We start from the raw sequence: 18,247 nt of genomic DNA on the forward strand, positions 1-18,247 counted from the left end.
CCTTTCTCTCGCTACTTCGTGGTAATAAGAACGACATTCATTTCGTACAGGGTAAATACAATATGGGTGGAAGTGGCGCCATTGTTTTCTGCGGAAAGAAAAGATATCAACTCATTGCTTCTAAGCGGTACACAAATGATGGTAATTTTGGTTTTACCTTGGTGCGTGAGCATCCTAAAAAAGAATCGGACCAAGCAAAAGAAACCTGGTATGAGTACTTGCTTATTGAAGAGAAAATCCCTTCGTTTACAGCTTCAAAACTAGACCTTGGTCTTAACAATCGTCAATTTGAAACAGGAACCATTTTAAAACTGTATTCGTATCAGTTTCCCAAAGGCTATTCTGGTTTTGCCCAAGATTTGAACCAAAGTATCAATGAGTTTTTATTTCAACCCGCCTTACCAATTTTAACGGTCGATACCGCTGAACGTTATCCAAATAATAAGGTTTTAGAAAATGATTTGTTCGGTTTAAAGAGACGTTTGGCAGCTGAAGAATCCGAATATTTAGACGAAAGCTTTTCCGAGAATTTCTCTGATGATGTCTTTGGAAAAATGAAAGTATCCTGCTACGTTTTCAAAACCAAGGTAAAGGATTATGACCTCAAGAAAACCAAAAAAATCATACAAGATAGATACTTTAAAAATTCAATGGCGGTGATGTTCTCACTCAATGGACAAACCCACGGGCATTACACCTCTGAATTTATCACGCGTTCTTTAAAGCTAAATCTGTTAAAAAGCCATTTATTGATTCACGTGGATTGTACCGAAATGAAATATAACTTTAGGAAAGAACTATTTATGGCTTCTAGAGATAGGCTCAAGGATGGTGATGAAACTCAATTTCTAAGAAGTTACCTGGCCAAAAAACTAAGTGCAAAAGATGGAAGGTTGGCAGAAATAGAAAAGCGCAGAAAACAAGCTGTAGATATTGATACGTCTTCAAATACTAGCGAATTACTCAAAACCTTCACGAAAAATCTACCCATTGATTCTGAGTTGGCAAAATTGCTGAACCAAACATTCAAGCTGGATATTAAAAAAGAAAAGAAAACTGAGGGACGAAAGAATCGTACTTCAAATGAAAAAGAGCCAACACCTTTTGAGCCCAAAAGATTTCCTTCATTTTTTAGAATCGACACTAACAATAATGACAAAAAGGAAGTTGCTACAATACCGCTCAATGGCGAAAAATCGATTCGTTTTTCCACAGATGTAGCCAATGATTATTTTGATAGAATAGAAGAGCCCGGGGATTTAAAGATTAGCGTACTTAATATAAAACCTAATAACTCTGATGGCGGAACTAAGCCTGGTGAGCCAAAAGAAATAGATGAAGTTTTCAACGTTGTAAAAAGTAGTCCGAACAAAGGAAAAATACGAATTTCTCTAAACCCAAAAAATGAATTGAAAGTTGGTGATGGCATTCAAATAAAAGCAAGTCTGTCATCACCAAATGGCGACATAGAGGAATTGTTCTGGGTGAAAATAGCCGATAATAACAAGCCAAAAAGCGAGATACCGAAAAAGGAAAGCGATAATGATTTGTTGGGACTGCCAAAACTTGTTTTTATGTATAAGAAGACAGATGATGATTCTGATACGGACGTAACTTGGGAAGCGGTTGAAGAAGCTACAAGCCTCGATGTAGATTATTCCACCGTTATGATTCCAGATGCTGAAGGTGATTTACTCAACCGTATATTTATCAATATGGACAGCACTGTACTGAAAAACTTCAAATCAAAAGAAAAGAACATCAACCAAGAACAATTAGAACTTGCTAACCGAAAATATTACACCTCGGTATATTTTCACACCTTGTTTCTCTACACTATCAGTAAAAACAGAGGGTATGAGATAAGGCAAAAAGTAGAGGGTAAAAATGAATTGGAACACGTTGATTTAGGCCAATACCTAAAGGATTTATTTGACCATTACTACTCAACCTTTATATTAAACTTTGGCGGTATGGAAGCTATGATGCAGGGAATTGGCGACTAAAACCAAGTGATTTCCTACCCTATAACCATAGCTCAAAAATAAAGTCATTATATCCCATCCCAAAAGTTGTTAATGGCTTAAATAATCCTATTTTTGTAAGGACAAAATTTGTCTCTAAAATAAAATTCAACAACGATGGAAACATTGGGTGAATATCTCAGAACACTAAGGGAATTGCAAAACTTGCCTATAAGAAAAGTTGCTGCGGCACTAGATATAGACCAGTCTACACTTGGCAAATACGAGAGAAATGAGAGGCTTCCCAAAAGAGAACTTCTGTCAGACTTCGCATCATTCTACAATGTTGCCGTTTCTGATTTGGAAAAAAAATACTTAACCGATAAGGTAGTATTCACCCTTTTAGAGGAAGAAAATCCAGAGAGTATTTTAGTTGAATGTAAAGACAAATTGAATTATTTAAAAAATAAAAACGGCGAATCGAAAATAAATGAATAAACTAACGTTTACAGGACACGAAACATTTCACTGTCGCCATTTTTGGTTGAAGAAAGGCTACGATTATCTTTCTATGGGACAGTCTTTCAAAAATCCAGATGCGGTAACAGCTTTAGGTGTGGGAAAGAATATGGTGATGTCTATTAATTTCTGGCTAAAGGCTTTCAATATAAATGACCAAAACGACCAAACTACTGTATTCGCCAATAAAATCTTTGATAGCAATACAGGTTACGACCCTTTTTTAGAATACGAAGGTACGCTGTGGTTGTTGCACTACAAATTGTTAGACACCAACCTAGCATCTATTTACCCTTTAGTTTTTAAAGAATTCCGAAAAGTTAGGGTTAATTCACAATTTACAATCCAGCAACTGCTAAGGTATTTGATAAGGACAGCTAATAACAATGAAACTTCGATAGCTGAAAACTCGCTGAAAAATGACATCAAGGTATTTATAAAAACATATTACCTAGCCGATAAGAACATCAAGGATATGGAAGACGATTTGTCGTCCATCTTCATCGACCTCAATCTTATTACTAAAATTACCGATACCGAGGAAGGTTCAGTTTTTCAATTAAAGGTAAGTGAAAGACCAGAGATACCTATAGAAATATTTTATTTCCTAATCTTAGATAAATTCCCGGAGCTTACGTCTATAAGTTTTGATGATATACAAAATAAGATAGGTGATGCATTTGCTTGCTCTACCGAAGGTACGGAACTCAAAATCCAGGAAATATCGGAAACTTTTAAAGATGTTGTTTATAAGAAGGATGCCGGAAGAAAAGAATTACAAATTAAAAATATCCCTAACAAATGGGATACATTAGAACGCTACTATAATGCATAAGTTTACAACATCCACAAATATTGAGCGCGATGCCGTAAACGACATCAATTACGTAGTTACACCCAACGCAAAAAATGTTTTTGAAAGAATAGTTTCTGGTTTTCAACAGGGACATCATTCATTTAATATAATTGGCTCTTATGGCACAGGAAAGTCCAGTTTCCTATGGGCTTTTGAAAAAAACCTTAATGATAGAAAACCTTATTTTGCTAATCTTAATGGCCAGTTTAAAGGATTTCAAAAATTTTCATTCTTAAAAATTATTGGGGAAGCCGCACCGTTAACAACAGTACTAAAGAAATCCTTTAAAGTTAAGGAAGATACAGCCAATACTAGTCTTATTGATACGATAGGCAGGCGTGCTGCATCGCTTAAAGATAAGGGTGAAATACTGGTCATCTTAATCGATGAGTTTGGTAAATTTCTTGAATATGCAGCCAAACACAATCCGGATAGCGAATTATACTTTATACAACAGTTAGCTGAGCTAGTAAATGATTCCAACAGGAATATTATTTTAATTACAACGCTACATCAAAATTTTGGTTCTTACGCCATTGACCTATCTCAAAACCAAAAGAATGAATGGGATAAGGTAAAAGGGAGGTTAATTGACATTTCGTTTGATGAACCCATTGAGCAACTACTTTATTTAGCGTCAGAAAGAATAGAGGATTTGAAAATTAAAAAACCAAAGGATATTGGTTTTGATGATTTATTCAATAAAATAAACGAAAGCAAGCTCGTCAGCAATTCGGAAACTCTGAATTACGATTTAGCCAATAAACTTTATCCTTTTGATATTCTATCGGCAAATATCTTGGCTCAAGCTTTGCAAAAGTATGGTCAGAATGAAAGGTCCTTATTCTCTTTTTTAGCTAATAGTAAAGTTTTCTTTGACAAAATAGATAAAGACAACCATACATTTTTTAATGTAGCCGATGTGTTTGATTATTTAACGATTCATTTAACCAGTGAATTAGAAGATAGATATTCAAACCCACACAAGCCTCAATGGAATACCATTGTAAAAGCATTGGATAAGGCAGAAGCGATTAATAATAAAGGATATGAGCATTTAGCAAAAATCATAAAGACCATCGGTCTGGTAAACTTATTCGCAAAATCTTTTGGTAGGCTAGATAAAACTTTCTTAGAAAATTATGCAAAGTATGCCTTAAACATTCCTGATTCCGAAACATATATTGAAAAACTCATAAGTCAAAAAATAATTAAATTCTATAATTATCGCAATAAGTTTTTCTTCATTGACGGAACGGACGTTGACATAGAGCAAGAATTGATTGATGCAGGTTCACATATAGACACCGCTATAAATATTGCTTCAAAAACCAAACACTATTTTAAAGAAAAATACCATTTTGCTAAGGAAGCATATTTTGAAATTGGTACGCCAAGGTTCTTTAAGGTAAATATATCTGATTACATTGAGAATACTACGCCTCAAGGGGAAATTGACGGCTACATACATATAATTCTCAATAAGGATGTAAAACTTAAGGATTTAAAAACTAACGATGCCCGACAACCTGCACAACTATATGTACTTCTCAAAGATTTTGAATTTGTAAAGTCCTGCATCTATGAAATCGAAAAGATAGATTTTGTATTGCAAAAGTATGCCGAGGACAATGTTGTAAAAAAAATTCTAACAGAAGAGAAGGCCCACGAAGTACAAAAACTACAAAAACTTCTAGAACACGGCATCTATGACAATGTTAATGCGGATTGGTTCTACCATGGTAAAAAGCTTAAGATTGATTCTAAGGTTTCCTTAAACCGAAATCTCTCTCTGATAGTAAAAGATGAATATTCTGAGACGCCTCGTTTTTTAAATGAGATGGTCAACAAAGAGTATTTAAGCACACCTATCTTAACTGCTCGTAAAAATTTGCTCAAAGATTTACTGCAGTATGCTGAGGAAGAAAACTTAAATTATGAAGATAGCAAGTTCCCACCTCAAAAATCGATTTATTTAGGATTGTTAAAAGCAACAGGAATACATCGGGAACAAAACAATGCATATTCCCTCAATGAACCTACAGATTCTACTTTTAGTCCGCTCTGGAATTATTGCAGCAATTTCTTGGAGGATTCAAAACATATTAAAAAGAACTTATCTGAATTATACGAATCGTTAACCAAACCACCATTTAAACTTAAAAAAGGGTTCATCGATTTTTGGGTTCCCATATTCCTTATTGTAAAAAATCAAGACTATGCTTTATTTCATAAAGGTTCTGGGTATGTGCCTTACCTAACTAGCGAAGTGCTTGACCTCGTGCATAAGAAGCCTTCAGATTATCAATTAAAATCATACAAAATTGAAGGTGTAAGACTGAATCTTTTCAATAAATACAAAGAGATTACAGGTGTAGATACATCTAGTAAAAAACCAGAAAGTTCGCTGATTTCTATTTTCAGTAGTTTCATAGCTTTTTACAATGCCCTACCGGAATACGTAAAAAAAACTAATCGATTAAGTCCACCAGCTAAAGGCTTAAGGGATGCTATAGCATCTGCTAAGGATCCAGAAAATGCGCTACTAGCAGAAATACCTAAAGGATTAGGATATAAAAATATTAACCTCGAAGAAAATGATAGTGAAATCCTGAATGATTTCATTGAGCGCCTAAATAGTGCTATCAGTGAAATAAGGGTTGCCTATGAAGGTTTGCTCAATAGGTATGAAGAAAATATATGTGACGCTCTGAACCTGAAAAGTAAAGATTTTATAGCTTACAAGAGTAAAATTCAAGCGCGTTACAGGTCGTTGAAACCACATTTGTTGATTCAAAATGAAAAAGTCTTTCTTAACCGCATAATGTCCAAATTAGACGAACGTGATTCTTGGCTAAAATCCATTGCTGATGTGATTCTTGGAAAGTCTATTGAGAAAATGAATGATGAGGATGAGGCACTTTTGATGGATAATACAAGAAAGATATTCTCAAATTTAGACAATTTATTGGAGTTACACTCTTTAGCAAATGAAAACGTAAATAATGAAATAGTACAGTTTCAACTAACAGATGTCTCAGGTAAAACCATAAAACAAAATATTGTTCTAAACTCTTCTGAAGAAAAGAAAGTTTCAGAATTACAAAAGGATTTGGCCAAAGTATTATCCAAAAATGACAAATTGAGTGCAGCTGCTGTAATTAGATATTTAAAAACTTTGCACGATGAAAGTTAAACACGTACTGGGAATTTCTGGAGGAAAAGATAGTGCTGCATTAGCACTTTATCTCAAAAACCTATACCCCGATTTGGATGTAGAGTATTATTCTTGTGATACAGGTAAAGAGTTAAAAGAAACTTATGAGCTTATAGAAGCACTAAACAGTAGGTTGGGAAAAGACATTAAAACAATTTTCGCAGTCGAACCAGAAAAAGAGACCCCTTACAAAACCACTTTTGACCATTTTTTGGCCGAGTATGGTGGTTATCTGCCCTCATCAACAGCAAGGTGGTGTACCAAGAAGCTGAAGCTAGAACCCTTTGAGAAATACATTGGTGATGAGCCTACAATATCTTATGTAGGAATACGTGGGGACGAAAATAGAGAGGGCTATATATCCAAAAAAACCAATGTACAGTCTATTTTTCCGTTTAGAAAAAACATTTGGAGTGAAGACGTTATAAAAGAAGTTCTAGCCAATAATAATATTCCCAAAATTACAAGTCTTTACGAAAGTCATAGCCCTAGTCATTTAAAAGAAGATATTCTCAATAAGGTCAAACTGCCTATTTCGCCAAGTTTTAGGCAAGGGCAAAAATTAGATTTTCTCTTAAACAGTGATATTAAATTATTCAATCGTGTGGTATTTCAATATTTAAAAGAAAATACTGATTACCCTGTTGCTTTTTTAGATGATTTCCCTTTGGTAGAAAACGATGAAAATTTAGTATTGGATGATATTTTTAAGATACTTGATGAGAGTGGTGTTGGAATACCCGCTTACTATCTAAAAAAGAAATACCAAGTAGAAATTGATGGTAAAATGGAAACCGGAACGTACTCACGTAGTAGGTCGGGTTGTTTTTTTTGTTTCTATCAGCAAAAAATTGAGTGGGTTTGGTTACTGGAAAACCATCCATCTTTATTTCAAAAAGCTATGGTATATGAAAAAGACGGGTACAATTGGATGGACAGCGAAACTTTAGAAGAATTATCTAAACCAGAGCGTGTTAAAGCCATAAAGAAAGAACATTTCACAAGAATGAAAAGACAGCTGAATAAAAGAACCACTAACAGTTGGAAAGATGAAATTATAGAAGCGGAAGGCCTAGGTTGCGCCAGCTGTTTCATTTAAAATATTAATATATGAGTGATAAAATCGATTTATCAATAGATGCCGGAAGGCTTTTGTTCGGGTTAAGTAGAATTGGCTACACAACGTCTGCCGCTATTTGCGATATTATAGATAACTCGGTAAGAGCAAATGCAAATAATATAAATCTCTTAATCAAGAAAGAACGTGAAGACTTTTCTGATAATAAGAGAAACAATGTCAAGGAATACATTATCATAGACGATGGTGATGGTATGGATGAAAATGCCATCAAAGAAGCACTCAAACTTGGCTCAACAGATGACCATTATGATGATAAATCGCTATCCAAATTTGGTTTGGGCTTAAAATCGGCCTCATTTTCACAAGGGGATGTACTAAAGGTTATTTCTTCAGATGGTACAGGATTCAACAAATACGAAGTCTCTCTTCCAAAAGTGATGGAAGCCAAAGAATATTTTGCAGAAAAAACTGAAATTGAAGAGAATGAATCTGAGCTCATTGAAACCTACCTAAAAGAAGGCAAAGGTACCATCATTATAATTTCTGCTATCCGACTCAACAACCATCCAAGTGTTAGAAATACCATTAAGGAACTTAAAACAAAAGTTGGTGTAATCTATTTCTATTTCCTATCAGAAAATGGTGTACACATAACCATTGGTGATAAGGAAATAAACGCCATTGACCCATTGTTTGTCTCAGAAGCCGACGAAAATGGAAACTTGAACGAAAATGAATGGGACGGGACAGAAGTACGATGGATAGAGAAACCAAAAGAGCTTACACTTGATGATGAACTACAAATTAATGTTACCATTGAGATAACCCAGCTTCCCTACCCACCTATCTATAGAATTAAGAATATTGGCGAATCAAGAGATAAGGAAGTACGTGAGAGATATTTAATTGAGGCGGGCAACTATGGCTTTTATGTTTATAGAAACAAGAGGCTTATATCTTGGGCTTCTAACCTTCAAGGTATTATCCCTTATGACCAAGATTTTTATGCTTTTAGGGGACGAATACTTATTAATGACGAGGCAGACGATTTCTTTAATATTGATGTGAAAAAATCATCGTTAACCCTCTCTGAAGAAGCATTTAGAAATATCAGTGATTTTACCAAGGAAGCTAAAAGTAAAAGCAAGGCAGCTTGGAAAAATGCGGGTAAGATAAGCCGCGACATTATAAATAAAGCACCTAATGAAATTGCTAACAAACTCTTAGAAGAATTTGAACAGATTGAAATTTTGCCAGGTGATGACCTACCTGACGAGGAAGTAGCTTTAGAACGATTAAAAGCTATTACTGATGATATGACCTCAAAAATCAAGTGGATAATCAAGATGATGAAAGAGGATAAAGGTGAAGAAGTGGACGATGTGGATGATGACTACACCGATGATGAAAAAGAAGAGGCAGTAAAAGGTGAAAAGAACCCTAACCTTACAAAAATATTCAGGGTATCATCCGTTGAAGACAACCTACTTTGGGAACCTTATTATGATACCGATTTGGGCAATTGTGTTAGGATTAATAAAATTCACCGCTTTGCAAGGTTAATCTATGAAGACAATGCCGAAAATAGAGATTTACAGATTCTTTTCGATTTAATGATGCTTCAATTTGCCGATTCCGAGCTGTATGCCTATAAGAATATTGAAAAATATGAGTACGACGACCTTAAAGTCATTTTAAGAGAGTCAAGAAGGATTGTATCTGAATTTTTGGCGAATATGTGCAGGAAACTAGAGAACGATTTGCCACCAAATTACAGTGACGAAAAGTATGCTTGAGACTAGTATCCTAGGCGCCTTTAATGGCGCCGACCAAGCTTATATTTACATCTGGCTTTCTAAAAAACATAAATTTGTTTATGTAGGGATGACCAATAGTTATACCGGCACAATTGGAAGGGCAGGTGCCCATTTTAACAGAAAGGGAACCTTACGAAAACGGTTTATTGAAACCCGAGGTTATGAAGTCAATGATGTTGACGATATTTTACTCTTATCCTTTCCTCTGCCAAAACCAAGGGAATTTACCTCAGTAGAAAAATCATATAGAGAGGCTGTAGAATATCTTGTACAAAAAGAACTGATATTGTTACGCGGTAAGCTCAATCCCACTTTTGATGTTATTTCGTGGGTAAGACTTAGTCCAAGAACAGGAAATTCAAAAATCAAGAAATTAGCAGCTTCTATTGTGAATTCCTTTGAGACTAATTATTCCCGTTTTTAATTGTATATATCAATGTGTCCAACTGAGCTTGAGTTGTAGTAGCACCAAAACTAATGCGAATGCTTCTATCGGCTATTTCTTTACTCAGTCCCATACTTTTTAGCACGTGCGATTCTTCTATTATTCTAGAGTTACAAGCAGAACCCATTGACACCGAAATTAAGTTCTTGTTCTTAAGGATAAATGACTCGGCATCCTGATGTAAGAGTTGAACATTAAGAATATAAGGGCTTTTAGTTGCCGAAACCGCATTAACTTTACCTAATTCTAACTGATGTAATTCTTGCTGAAAACGAGTATTCAACTTTTGAATTCTTTCATAATTAGTCTTCATCTCAGACATCGCTAGCTCACTTGACTTTCCTAACCCTACAATTCCTGGAACATTTTGAGTCCCTAGATTTACGGATTCGATAAGTTGCTTAACCATTATGCCCGATTTAGTCTTAGCTGTTGATTTGATTAATAAACCACCAATACCTTTTGGCCCATAAATTTTATGAGCGTTGAAACATAATATATCTATATGTTCCTCTTGGAAGTTTAGCGGAAGTTTCCCGTAGGACTGTGTTGCATCTGTAAAAAATAGAATATTCTTCTTTTTACATAAAGTCCCAATATCTCTAATATCTGTAACAACACCGGTTTCATTATTCACGTGCATTAAAACTACAAGTACCGTGTTCTTACCAATGCTTTGTTCCAATGCCTGCATATCGATTTTTCCATTCTCATCGACATCAAGATAGGTTACCTGAGCACCAATTTTTTCTAAATCCTTACACGTATCCAGAACTGCTTTATGCTCTGCTTTAGAAGTGACTATATGGTTTCCCGTACCCAGACTATTATAAAATACTTGACTTATAGCCAATTTGATGGACTCAGTTGAACCACTTGTAAAAAAGACCTCGTCCTCTTTACAATTTACAAGTTTGGATATCTGACTTTTTGCATTTACAACTGCTTTGGAAGCTAGTTCACCTTGCATATGAGTGCTACTGGATGCATTCCCAAAATAACTGAGAAAGTATGGTGCCATCGCCTCATAAACTTGTTCATTCACTGGTGTGGATGATGCAAAATCAAAATAAATAGGTCCTTTTATCACTTCTTTATAAAAATCAAATGCAAAGTTAAAAATATTAAACCAATCTCTATTTTAAGCCGGGAATAATAAATGATAACGATAAATAGTATAATTACATAAAGCCAAATAGTTTCTAAGTAATTGTTTAATTTGATTGCTTTCGATGAAATTTTGAGGATAAATGAAAGTAGAATAAGGCTACTTACCTAGTTTTAAAATCCGAAATGCACCTTGAATTACCAAGATGAATACGATTGTTCCGATAATCAAATCAGGTCTATTGGAATTTAACCAATTGACTAAAACTCCTGCGGTTATAACTCCCAAGTTGATAATTACATCGTTAGATGTGAAAATCATACTTGCCTTCATATGTGCCTCATCTTTGCTTTTTGATTTTTGTAAAATGTAAAGACAAATTCCATTTGCCGCAAGTGCGAAAATCGAAACGATAATCATAGTGGAAAAATCAGGAAGTTTTTCTGTACCAAAAAACCGTCTTAAGACTTCTGCAAATCCAACTATTGCAAGTGCTATTTGAAAATATCCTGCAAGTTTCGCAATTCGTTTCTTTTTTATCAAAGTTCCACCAACCGCAAACAAGCTAATTCCATAAACGAAACTGTCCGCAAGCATATCCAGACTGTCCGCAACTAATCCCATTGATTTTGAAATCAGTCCCGTCGTCATTTCTATTAAAAAGAAAAGAAAGTTAATGGCAAGGACTGACCAAAGCAGCTTTTTTTGGTTTGTGCTTTCATCAAAATCAGTTTGGTCGGTATGTTGTGTCGAAATCTTCTTTCCACCTAAATTCAATTCAATAATAGACTTTTCAATTTGGTCATTTTTCCCATTATGAAAAACAGCTAGCATTCTATTGGGGATGTCGAAATCTAAATATTTAATCTCTGAAATACCATCCAGTTTCATTCGGATTAGATTCTCTTCCGATGGACAATCCATTTTTTGAATCTCAAATAGGGTCTTTTGCATATCTATCCTCAGTTGCTATTATTAGTGGAAAAAATAATACAAATGTAATTAACTACTAGTGCAACCCGATTGCAAAGATTATCTGTTACAGTTGTCGCACAAGCCTTTTACAACCATATTGGCTTGTTGTAATTTGAAATTAGCAGGTAGTTCAATATTGGGAATAGGGACATCAAAAAGACAAAAGGTTCTATCGCAATTTGTACAATAAAAGTGATAATGCAGGTCTTTTGGGTCGCAGTTACAGCCTTCCGCACAAACTGCATATTTGGTCATTCCAGAGCCATCTTCAATGCTGTGGATAACTTTGTTTTCCTCAAATGTTTTTAGTGTTCTGAAAATAGAACTTCTATCCGTATAGGGCAGCGCATTTTCAATATCCTTTAATGATTGAGCTTTTTCTAGGCTTAAAAGATGGCGCAGAACAACCGTTCGTACTGCGGTGTTTTTTACTTTTTTTATTTTTAGGATTTCTTCTTCCGTTTGCATTTTCCTAATATATCATTTTTTAGAGTATTGTCTTTTCAGCAACAACTTTTGTTTTCTTGAATCGGCGGACAAGGCACAGTTCCGTAAGAACAATAAACACAACAATCTCCTTCATTTGGTTTTAGAACCGTTTTGCAACTCTCACATTCATAAAAGAATTGACAGGATTCCGTTGGCATTTCTTCTACTTTTTTATGTCCGCAGTTTGGGCAAGTTATTTCAGATGTCAATATAGTTTCCATTATTTTTCTTTTTTGTCGGTCACGTTATAACCTGTAGAATTAATTGCTTTCTCAATTTCCGCTTCATTGGTCTTGGTTTTATCAAATTCAATGATTGCATTTCCACTTTCGTATGATGCTTTTGAGCTCACGATTCCGCTGAGTTTATTTACTTCGTGGTTTACGTGTTCCTCACAACCCGAACAGGTCATTCCACTAATTTTAAATTCAGTTGTTTTAATATCCGATTTATCTACTACGATAATGTGTTTTGCCGTGTCTGGGTAAAAAATTCCTGAATAGTATGGAAATGCCAACATTACTATTGCAAATACAGTTATAATTCCTAAAAAAGTTTTGGACTGTGTGAATTTTGGTTTTTCGTCTGTCTCACATTCACAATCGATTTCCTTTTTAGGCTTTAGCATTTGATACCAGGCAAAACAAAGAACTAAAATTGTAAGCCCGATTAGGTAAGGTCTAAAAGGTTCTATCCAAGAGAATGTTGAAGCAATCCCACTTGTTCCTGCGATAAGAGCCAAAACAGGCGTAATACAGCATAAGGAAGCTGTAATTGCAGTTAGCAAGCCTGCTCCAATTAATTTATTTTCACTTTTCATATTGCTTCTAAAACTTTGTTCTTATCAAGTATTGCGAAAAACGGATTGAGTAGTTTTTCATATTCAGCGGTCAATGAGTAATAAATCGTTTGGGCTTCTCTATCGGTTTCTAATAGATTTCGGTCTTTCATTTTTCTCAAATGCTGGGAAATGGCCGAAATATTCATTCCAAGAATATCACTTAAATCACAAACGCAAAACCTATCTTCTTCAAAGAGTAGGTATAGTATTTTAAGTCTTACGCTATTCCCAACTAATGAAAGTCCATTCGCCAAATAGTCGAACGATTCGTTTAATTCCGAAACCGTGTCTTTGCAACGATTAATTTGTTCTAAATCGGCTTGTTGTCTTATGCAAGAATTATTGTCCATAAAGCAAAGTTACATTATTTTATTATTTAAGCAAACACTTAAATATATAATATTTAATATAGCAATTATTTGATTAATAGAACTGCTAGAAACAAATGGCAGTAGTCTAGTTTCTAAATGACTTATATAACAAAACTACTTCTGCAATAAATTGTAGTACAATAGCTTTTAAACTTTTTGTCAACTCTAAAAATATATCTTTCATAATAGTATTAGTTTTTAATAGATAATAAAATGGCTAAGGCAATTAATTTGATATTCTTAGAAGCAGAAATATAACTGCTTTCATCCCTATTACTCAAAAAACCCAGTTCCAAAAGAACCGAAGTACAATAGTCAATAGTTTCACGTAGTACCTGAAAATTTGCAAACTTCACTCCTCTACTTTTATATCCTATGGCTTTGCAAAGTGCTTTTTCAATTTGATAACCTGTATAAATAGATTCTTTGGAATTATTTGTTCCCTTTTGTGAAGCATAAACTTCTATCCCTCTTGCATCTGGATTATCTGAATGATTGCAATGCAGCGACACAAACAAATCTGCTTTTAGAGCTTTGGCCAGCTCCGTTCTATCCGATAACGAAATGAGGGTATCACTGTACCTGGTCAGATAAATATCCAAAGGCTTTTCCAATTCATTATTTAGCCTCAAAATGGCGGTTGCAATATCCATTACAACATCCTTTTCTTTGATGCCATTTACACCTATGGCGCCAGCATCTTTTCCACCGTGACCAACGTCAATTACAATTCGTTTTTGAGAACTCTTTTCTTGTCCAAAAACGATACACATTTTTAAAAGCAAAAAGGCAAAACTGACGTTTTTGAGTACTTTTTTCATTTTCAATTTTCAGATTATCAACAAATTTCTTTCAAAAACCCATAGAATTTGATGCCAAATAATGGCAAATAAATTCAATTGGTTTTAAATAATATTTTATTCACAAATATTTTATTTTCAGTTATTTATAAACAAATATATGTAAATTTCTAACAACAAAAACAACGCGAAAATCTAAACAATTTTATTATGAAAAAATCACACTTTTTAGCATCAGTTCTTTCGCTCTTATCCACTTCGCTTTTTGCTCAAATTGGTGGAATTGAAGATTCGGTCAACGATGTAGGTGATACCATCAGAGCCATCTTCCCGATTTTACTTGGTGTCATTTTCCTAGTAGGTTTCCTATTTAACGCAGGGCATTTCTTTGGGGAAAAGGCAGACCTCAAAAAAGGGATAACAAGGGTACTTGTGTTTGTATTGATTGCTGGTGCAGTTGTCGGCATCTTCACTTACCTAATCGGAATCGTAGTATAGATGAAACGCTTCGAAGTCTATAAAAACATCAGGAAACGGGCGGTCATTTTTGGACTGCCTATTTCCCTATTTGCCTTAATGATGGTTTCAATACTCGCGTCTTTGTTAATCATTATTTTTTCGTTCAGCTTCTTAGTGATTATTGGTGTTATGGTTTTTAACGCTGCTTTATATGTTGCTTTGACAAGAATAGCCCATAACCCACAACTTTTTCAGATGGCTAAAGCCTTCCCAAGAATCATAAGTAACAAAAGAAACTCAGGCTTAGACTATGAACAAGATTAACCTTTCGGCATATCAACCTATTACGGATATTCAAGACAATATCATATTTGCCAACAATGGTAATGTGGTCTTATGCTACGAAGGGAATCTACCTGAAATTTATTCCCTGTCTGAAAAAGACTTTGAAGACATTCACAGTGCCTGGTTTCAGGCTTTGAAATCCTTACCTGTCGGCACAGTAGTCCATAAACAGGATATCTACCTAAAGCAAACTTATTCTTCAGAAAAACTTCCCAATACAACGTTTTTAGAAAAAGCAACACACGACCATTTCAAAGGACGTGATTATATGGAACATCGTTGTTTTTTGTTCTTTACACTCACTAAGAACAAGGCTCTAAATAATTCAAAATATGTCAACCCTTTCCGCAAAGTTTCCAAAGGAATTGTCCAACAGTTAGATGACAACGTCAAGAGTTTCATTGGGTCTGTTAGTGATTCTGTTTCCTTCATAAACAATAGCCGAAAAATGACTTTTGTTCCGCTTAAAGCGGGCGACATTCAACGACTCACAAATGGTTATTTCAATGGTTTTAATGACGGGTTTGACACCGATATCATATTAGATAAAAAAAGCGTCAATATTGGCGAAAACCATTTTGATGCCCTAGCCATTAATAGCGAACTGTGCTTTGGCGAAAGTGTGCAGAGTAGCAAAACCAATGAGAGATTCACTTCTGACGATTTTGTATTTCATCAGGGGTTTATTGATGGCTTAGGGCTTACGCTTAATGAAAATCATATCGTCAATCAAATCCTATATTTGGATGACAAACAGAAGTGGCGCAAGCTGCTAGATAAGAAAATTGAGGAACTAAACAAAAGTTCCAACTTCGGTTCACAGAACAAAGTAGTTCTAGGCAAAATTCAACACATTCTGGACCAAATCAATGCCGATGACAATGCTCGTATTATTCGTGGTCATTTAAACATCATCTATTGGGCTCGGGAAGACCGAGAGCTAGACAGAATTGGTTCTAAAATAAAAACTGAGTTTAAGGAATTGGATATCATTCCATATTATCCTAGAGGTGAAGAACGCAAAAATTATATACTAAACAGTTACTGCTGTTTTTCTTCTAATTTCTCTAATAACGATTTATATGTTACCGATTTAAAACACGCTTTATGCCTATTCATCAACAACACCAATTACAAGACTGATGAAACCGGAATCATCTTTAATGATAGGGAACACAATGTTCCTGTTCTAAAAGATGTTTGGGACGAGCGTAAGAAGCGTATTAAGGCAAGAAACTTTGCCATTTTTGCCCCTACTGGTGAAGGCAAATCTTTTTTGGCAAATAACATTCTACGCCAATATTTTGAAAGTGGTGTCCGCCTAGTCATAATTGACCTCGGTGGATCCTACACCAAATTTGCCAAACTATATCCTGAGAAATATACAGTGCTTCGCTACGAAAGTGGAAAAAACTTAGGCATCAATCCTTTTTATATAAGTGATGCAAATGACCTGACACCAGAACGTTTGGAAGACTTGTCTGTTTTCTTGTTTGAACTATTTGCTTCAGACTTAAAAGTTACCAAAGCACAATCGGTTTCCGTTAAAAAGATATTACGCCATTATTATAACAACACTTCAGAAAATCATTCTTTAGATGGTTTCTACAACTTTATAGAAAGGAATCAGAAAGGCCTTCTGAATACCTTAAAAATCCATCCCGACTACTTCAATATTACAAGCTTCTTGCACGTAATGTCAGAATATGTCGGCGATGGTCTATATAGCTTTCTTTTCGAAGTTAGCGAAGATCAGACCTATAAAATTGAAGACAAACGATTAATAGTTTTTGAACTGGATGAAGTGAAGGACAATAAAGAAATCTTGTCCGTAATGTTGAAGCTGATAAAGTCTGCCATTCAAAGAACCATTTGGAAAAATAGAGCTGAAAAAGGCATCATCCTTTTCGATGAGTTTGCCAAACAATTGAAGTTTGATAACGTGCTGGAAAGTGTAGAATTCTACTATCAAGCCATTCGTAAACAGAATGGTGCCATCGGGATTATTCTACAATCCATCAATCAGCTACCCAACAATTCAACATCAGCTAGTATTCTAGAGAACACACAAGTCATTTATAGCTTGAATAATGAAAAAGGTTATGACGAATTGGTGAAACGGCTCAACCTTTCGAGTCACGATTTAAACCAATTAAAGTCTATTAAAAATAATCTTTCCGGACCACGAAAGTATACCGAAATGTTCATCAAAATAGGAAAGGAAAGCAACATTTTTAGGCTTGAAGTTCCTAAAGAAGTGTATGCAGCTTACCTAACCGATGGACAGGAAAATGAGGCCATAATGGCCATTTATGAAAAGACCAATGATATGGAATTGGCAATTAAAGAATTCACATCTAAAACATAATATTATGAACACAAAAATCAAAACAATCCTATTCGGGCTATTCTTAACGGTTAGCCTTTTATTGCCTAGCAGTGCTTCCGCTCAAGGAATGCCAGTTTATGACAACACCAACTTTGTCAGCCTAGTAAAACAGCTTATAGAATCAGGTAAGCAGACGGCTGAAATGATTAAGTCTGTAAAATTCCTGAAAGATGCTAAAGAGGCTATTGAGAAAGTATCCAGCGTCGTCCAACAGTTAAGAGCAGTCGAGGAAATTGCACAGAACAACCAACGCCTTATCAATGTAATGCAAAACGATTTACAGGATATTCTGAACTCGCCTTACATCAAACCAGAAGAAGTCACTCGGGTTGCGGAATCATTTGATGCCATCGTACAAAATTCATTGGATACAGTGGATTTTATTGATGAAGTTTTATCCAGCGATAATCTAAAAATGTCTGATGCCGAACGCGCCGAAGTCTTGAAACAGAAAGAACGAGAATCCAAAGAAATGGTGTCCAACATTACTACCAAAACGAAACGCTATAAGGACATTATTTCATTCAGAAAAATGCAGGATAAAGTGAATAACCGTGATACTACTTATTAG

At 35.0% G+C, this 18,247-nt stretch carries 18 protein-coding genes; 11 read left to right on the top strand and 7 right to left on the bottom strand.

Annotated features, from left to right (window positions below; all coding sequences use genetic code 11):
- Nucleotides 1-62: 62 nt before the first annotated feature.
- From QGM60_RS04405 to QGM60_RS04435, 7 genes are all read left to right on the top strand, one after another.
- On the top strand, nucleotides 63-2,006 hold the full coding sequence (locus QGM60_RS04405; RefSeq protein WP_281139021.1) for a hypothetical protein: 1,944 nt from the start codon (nucleotides 63-65) through the stop codon (nucleotides 2,004-2,006).
- 135 nt (nucleotides 2,007-2,141) lie between these two features.
- Nucleotides 2,142-2,462, top strand: coding sequence for a helix-turn-helix transcriptional regulator (locus tag QGM60_RS04410; RefSeq protein ID WP_281139022.1), 321 nt, complete (start codon nucleotides 2,142-2,144; stop codon nucleotides 2,460-2,462).
- Nucleotides 2,455-3,318, top strand: coding sequence for a DUF4007 family protein (locus QGM60_RS04415; RefSeq protein ID WP_281139023.1), 864 nt, complete (start codon nucleotides 2,455-2,457; stop codon nucleotides 3,316-3,318). The genes QGM60_RS04410 and QGM60_RS04415 overlap by 8 nt, the downstream gene beginning before the upstream one ends.
- Complete coding sequence (locus tag QGM60_RS04420) at nucleotides 3,311-6,535, top strand: hypothetical protein (RefSeq protein ID WP_281139024.1); 3,225 nt, start codon at nucleotides 3,311-3,313, stop codon at nucleotides 6,533-6,535. The genes QGM60_RS04415 and QGM60_RS04420 overlap by 8 nt, the downstream gene beginning before the upstream one ends.
- Nucleotides 6,525-7,655, top strand: coding sequence for a phosphoadenosine phosphosulfate reductase family protein (locus tag QGM60_RS04425; RefSeq protein ID WP_281139025.1), 1,131 nt, complete (start codon nucleotides 6,525-6,527; stop codon nucleotides 7,653-7,655). The genes QGM60_RS04420 and QGM60_RS04425 overlap by 11 nt, the downstream gene beginning before the upstream one ends.
- 11 nt (nucleotides 7,656-7,666) lie before the next feature.
- On the top strand, nucleotides 7,667-9,433 hold the full coding sequence (locus QGM60_RS04430) for an ATP-binding protein (protein ID WP_281139026.1): 1,767 nt from the start codon (nucleotides 7,667-7,669) through the stop codon (nucleotides 9,431-9,433).
- The gene (locus QGM60_RS04435; protein ID WP_281139027.1) at nucleotides 9,426-9,878 is read left to right on the top strand and encodes a hypothetical protein; all 453 of its coding nucleotides are present in this window, start codon (nucleotides 9,426-9,428) and stop codon (nucleotides 9,876-9,878) included. Before QGM60_RS04430 ends, QGM60_RS04435 begins: the two co-directional genes overlap by 8 nt.
- Here QGM60_RS04435 and QGM60_RS04440 read toward each other — a convergent pair.
- From QGM60_RS04440 to QGM60_RS04470, 7 genes are all read right to left on the bottom strand, one after another.
- Nucleotides 9,859-10,989, bottom strand: coding sequence for a cysteine desulfurase family protein (locus QGM60_RS04440; RefSeq protein ID WP_281139028.1), 1,131 nt, complete (start codon nucleotides 10,987-10,989; stop codon nucleotides 9,859-9,861). The two genes, QGM60_RS04435 and QGM60_RS04440, sit on opposite strands and share 20 nt — an antisense overlap.
- Before the next feature lie 177 nt (nucleotides 10,990-11,166).
- Complete coding sequence (locus QGM60_RS04445; RefSeq protein ID WP_281139029.1) at nucleotides 11,167-11,961, bottom strand: cation transporter; 795 nt, start codon at nucleotides 11,959-11,961, stop codon at nucleotides 11,167-11,169.
- A 78-nt stretch (nucleotides 11,962-12,039) separates the two neighbouring features.
- Nucleotides 12,040-12,450 carry a transcriptional repressor gene (locus QGM60_RS04450; RefSeq protein ID WP_281139030.1) on the bottom strand — a complete coding sequence of 137 codons (411 nt, stop codon included), beginning with the start codon at nucleotides 12,448-12,450 and terminating at the stop codon, nucleotides 12,040-12,042.
- Between the two features lie 35 nt (nucleotides 12,451-12,485).
- Nucleotides 12,486-12,692 carry a GDCCVxC domain-containing (seleno)protein gene (locus QGM60_RS04455; RefSeq protein WP_073240407.1) on the bottom strand — a complete coding sequence of 69 codons (207 nt, stop codon included), beginning with the start codon at nucleotides 12,690-12,692 and terminating at the stop codon, nucleotides 12,486-12,488.
- Nucleotides 12,692-13,291 (bottom strand): mercuric transport protein MerTP, encoded by a 600-nt coding sequence (gene merTP / locus QGM60_RS04460; protein ID WP_281139031.1) that lies wholly within the window; start codon nucleotides 13,289-13,291, stop codon nucleotides 12,692-12,694. The genes QGM60_RS04455 and merTP overlap by 1 nt, the downstream gene beginning before the upstream one ends.
- Complete coding sequence (locus QGM60_RS04465) at nucleotides 13,288-13,662, bottom strand: metalloregulator ArsR/SmtB family transcription factor (RefSeq protein WP_281139032.1); 375 nt, start codon at nucleotides 13,660-13,662, stop codon at nucleotides 13,288-13,290. The genes merTP and QGM60_RS04465 overlap by 4 nt, the downstream gene beginning before the upstream one ends.
- Nucleotides 13,663-13,874: 212 nt before the next feature.
- A complete protein-coding gene (locus QGM60_RS04470; protein WP_281139033.1) occupies nucleotides 13,875-14,504 on the bottom strand; it encodes an N-acetylmuramoyl-L-alanine amidase in 630 nt (209 codons plus the stop codon).
- A gap of 189 nt (nucleotides 14,505-14,693) precedes the next feature.
- Here QGM60_RS04470 and QGM60_RS04475 point away from each other — a divergent pair, with 189 nt between their 5' ends.
- The 4 genes from QGM60_RS04475 to QGM60_RS04490 are packed head-to-tail and all read left to right on the top strand — an operon-like array spanning nucleotide 14,694 to nucleotide 18,247.
- Nucleotides 14,694-14,981, top strand: a complete 288-nt coding sequence (locus tag QGM60_RS04475) for a hypothetical protein (protein ID WP_281139034.1) — start codon at nucleotides 14,694-14,696, stop codon at nucleotides 14,979-14,981.
- Nucleotides 14,982-15,266: a hypothetical protein gene (locus QGM60_RS04480; RefSeq protein WP_281139035.1), complete on the top strand. Its 285-nt coding sequence runs from the start codon at nucleotides 14,982-14,984 to the stop codon at nucleotides 15,264-15,266.
- Nucleotides 15,253-17,655: a TraG family conjugative transposon ATPase gene (locus QGM60_RS04485; protein ID WP_281139036.1), complete on the top strand. Its 2,403-nt coding sequence runs from the start codon at nucleotides 15,253-15,255 to the stop codon at nucleotides 17,653-17,655. The genes QGM60_RS04480 and QGM60_RS04485 overlap by 14 nt, the downstream gene beginning before the upstream one ends.
- A gap of 4 nt (nucleotides 17,656-17,659) precedes the next feature.
- On the top strand, nucleotides 17,660-18,247 hold the full coding sequence (locus QGM60_RS04490; RefSeq protein ID WP_281139037.1) for a conjugal transfer protein: 588 nt from the start codon (nucleotides 17,660-17,662) through the stop codon (nucleotides 18,245-18,247).

The sequence above is a fragment of the Winogradskyella sp. SYSU M77433 genome, from assembly GCF_029911945.1.
GTDB lineage: Bacteria > Bacteroidota > Bacteroidia > Flavobacteriales > Flavobacteriaceae > Winogradskyella.

What these genes read in the sequence shown, in the direction of transcription:
- QGM60_RS04410 (WP_281139022.1), top strand. Translation starts at nt 2,142, where the DNA reads ATGGAAACATTGGGTGAATATCTCAGAACACTAAGGGAATTGCAAAAC.
- QGM60_RS04430 (WP_281139026.1), top strand. Translation starts at nt 7,667, where the DNA reads ATGAGTGATAAAATCGATTTATCAATAGATGCCGGAAGGCTTTTGTTC.
- QGM60_RS04420 (WP_281139024.1), top strand. Translation starts at nt 3,311, where the DNA reads ATGCATAAGTTTACAACATCCACAAATATTGAGCGCGATGCCGTAAAC.
- merTP (WP_281139031.1), bottom strand. Translation starts at nt 13,291, where the DNA reads ATGAAAAGTGAAAATAAATTAATTGGAGCAGGCTTGCTAACTGCAATT.
- QGM60_RS04405 (WP_281139021.1), top strand. Translation starts at nt 63, where the DNA reads ATGGGTGGAAGTGGCGCCATTGTTTTCTGCGGAAAGAAAAGATATCAA.
- QGM60_RS04435 (WP_281139027.1), top strand. Translation starts at nt 9,426, where the DNA reads ATGCTTGAGACTAGTATCCTAGGCGCCTTTAATGGCGCCGACCAAGCT.
- QGM60_RS04465 (WP_281139032.1), bottom strand. Translation starts at nt 13,662, where the DNA reads ATGGACAATAATTCTTGCATAAGACAACAAGCCGATTTAGAACAAATT.
- QGM60_RS04485 (WP_281139036.1), top strand. Translation starts at nt 15,253, where the DNA reads ATGAACAAGATTAACCTTTCGGCATATCAACCTATTACGGATATTCAA.
- QGM60_RS04450 (WP_281139030.1), bottom strand. Translation starts at nt 12,450, where the DNA reads ATGCAAACGGAAGAAGAAATCCTAAAAATAAAAAAAGTAAAAAACACC.
- QGM60_RS04445 (WP_281139029.1), bottom strand. Translation starts at nt 11,961, where the DNA reads ATGCAAAAGACCCTATTTGAGATTCAAAAAATGGATTGTCCATCGGAA.
- QGM60_RS04425 (WP_281139025.1), top strand. Translation starts at nt 6,525, where the DNA reads ATGAAAGTTAAACACGTACTGGGAATTTCTGGAGGAAAAGATAGTGCT.
- QGM60_RS04455 (WP_073240407.1), bottom strand. Translation starts at nt 12,692, where the DNA reads ATGGAAACTATATTGACATCTGAAATAACTTGCCCAAACTGCGGACAT.
- QGM60_RS04475 (WP_281139034.1), top strand. Translation starts at nt 14,694, where the DNA reads ATGAAAAAATCACACTTTTTAGCATCAGTTCTTTCGCTCTTATCCACT.
- QGM60_RS04415 (WP_281139023.1), top strand. Translation starts at nt 2,455, where the DNA reads ATGAATAAACTAACGTTTACAGGACACGAAACATTTCACTGTCGCCAT.
- QGM60_RS04480 (WP_281139035.1), top strand. Translation starts at nt 14,982, where the DNA reads ATGAAACGCTTCGAAGTCTATAAAAACATCAGGAAACGGGCGGTCATT.
- QGM60_RS04490 (WP_281139037.1), top strand. Translation starts at nt 17,660, where the DNA reads ATGAACACAAAAATCAAAACAATCCTATTCGGGCTATTCTTAACGGTT.
- QGM60_RS04470 (WP_281139033.1), bottom strand. Translation starts at nt 14,504, where the DNA reads ATGAAAAAAGTACTCAAAAACGTCAGTTTTGCCTTTTTGCTTTTAAAA.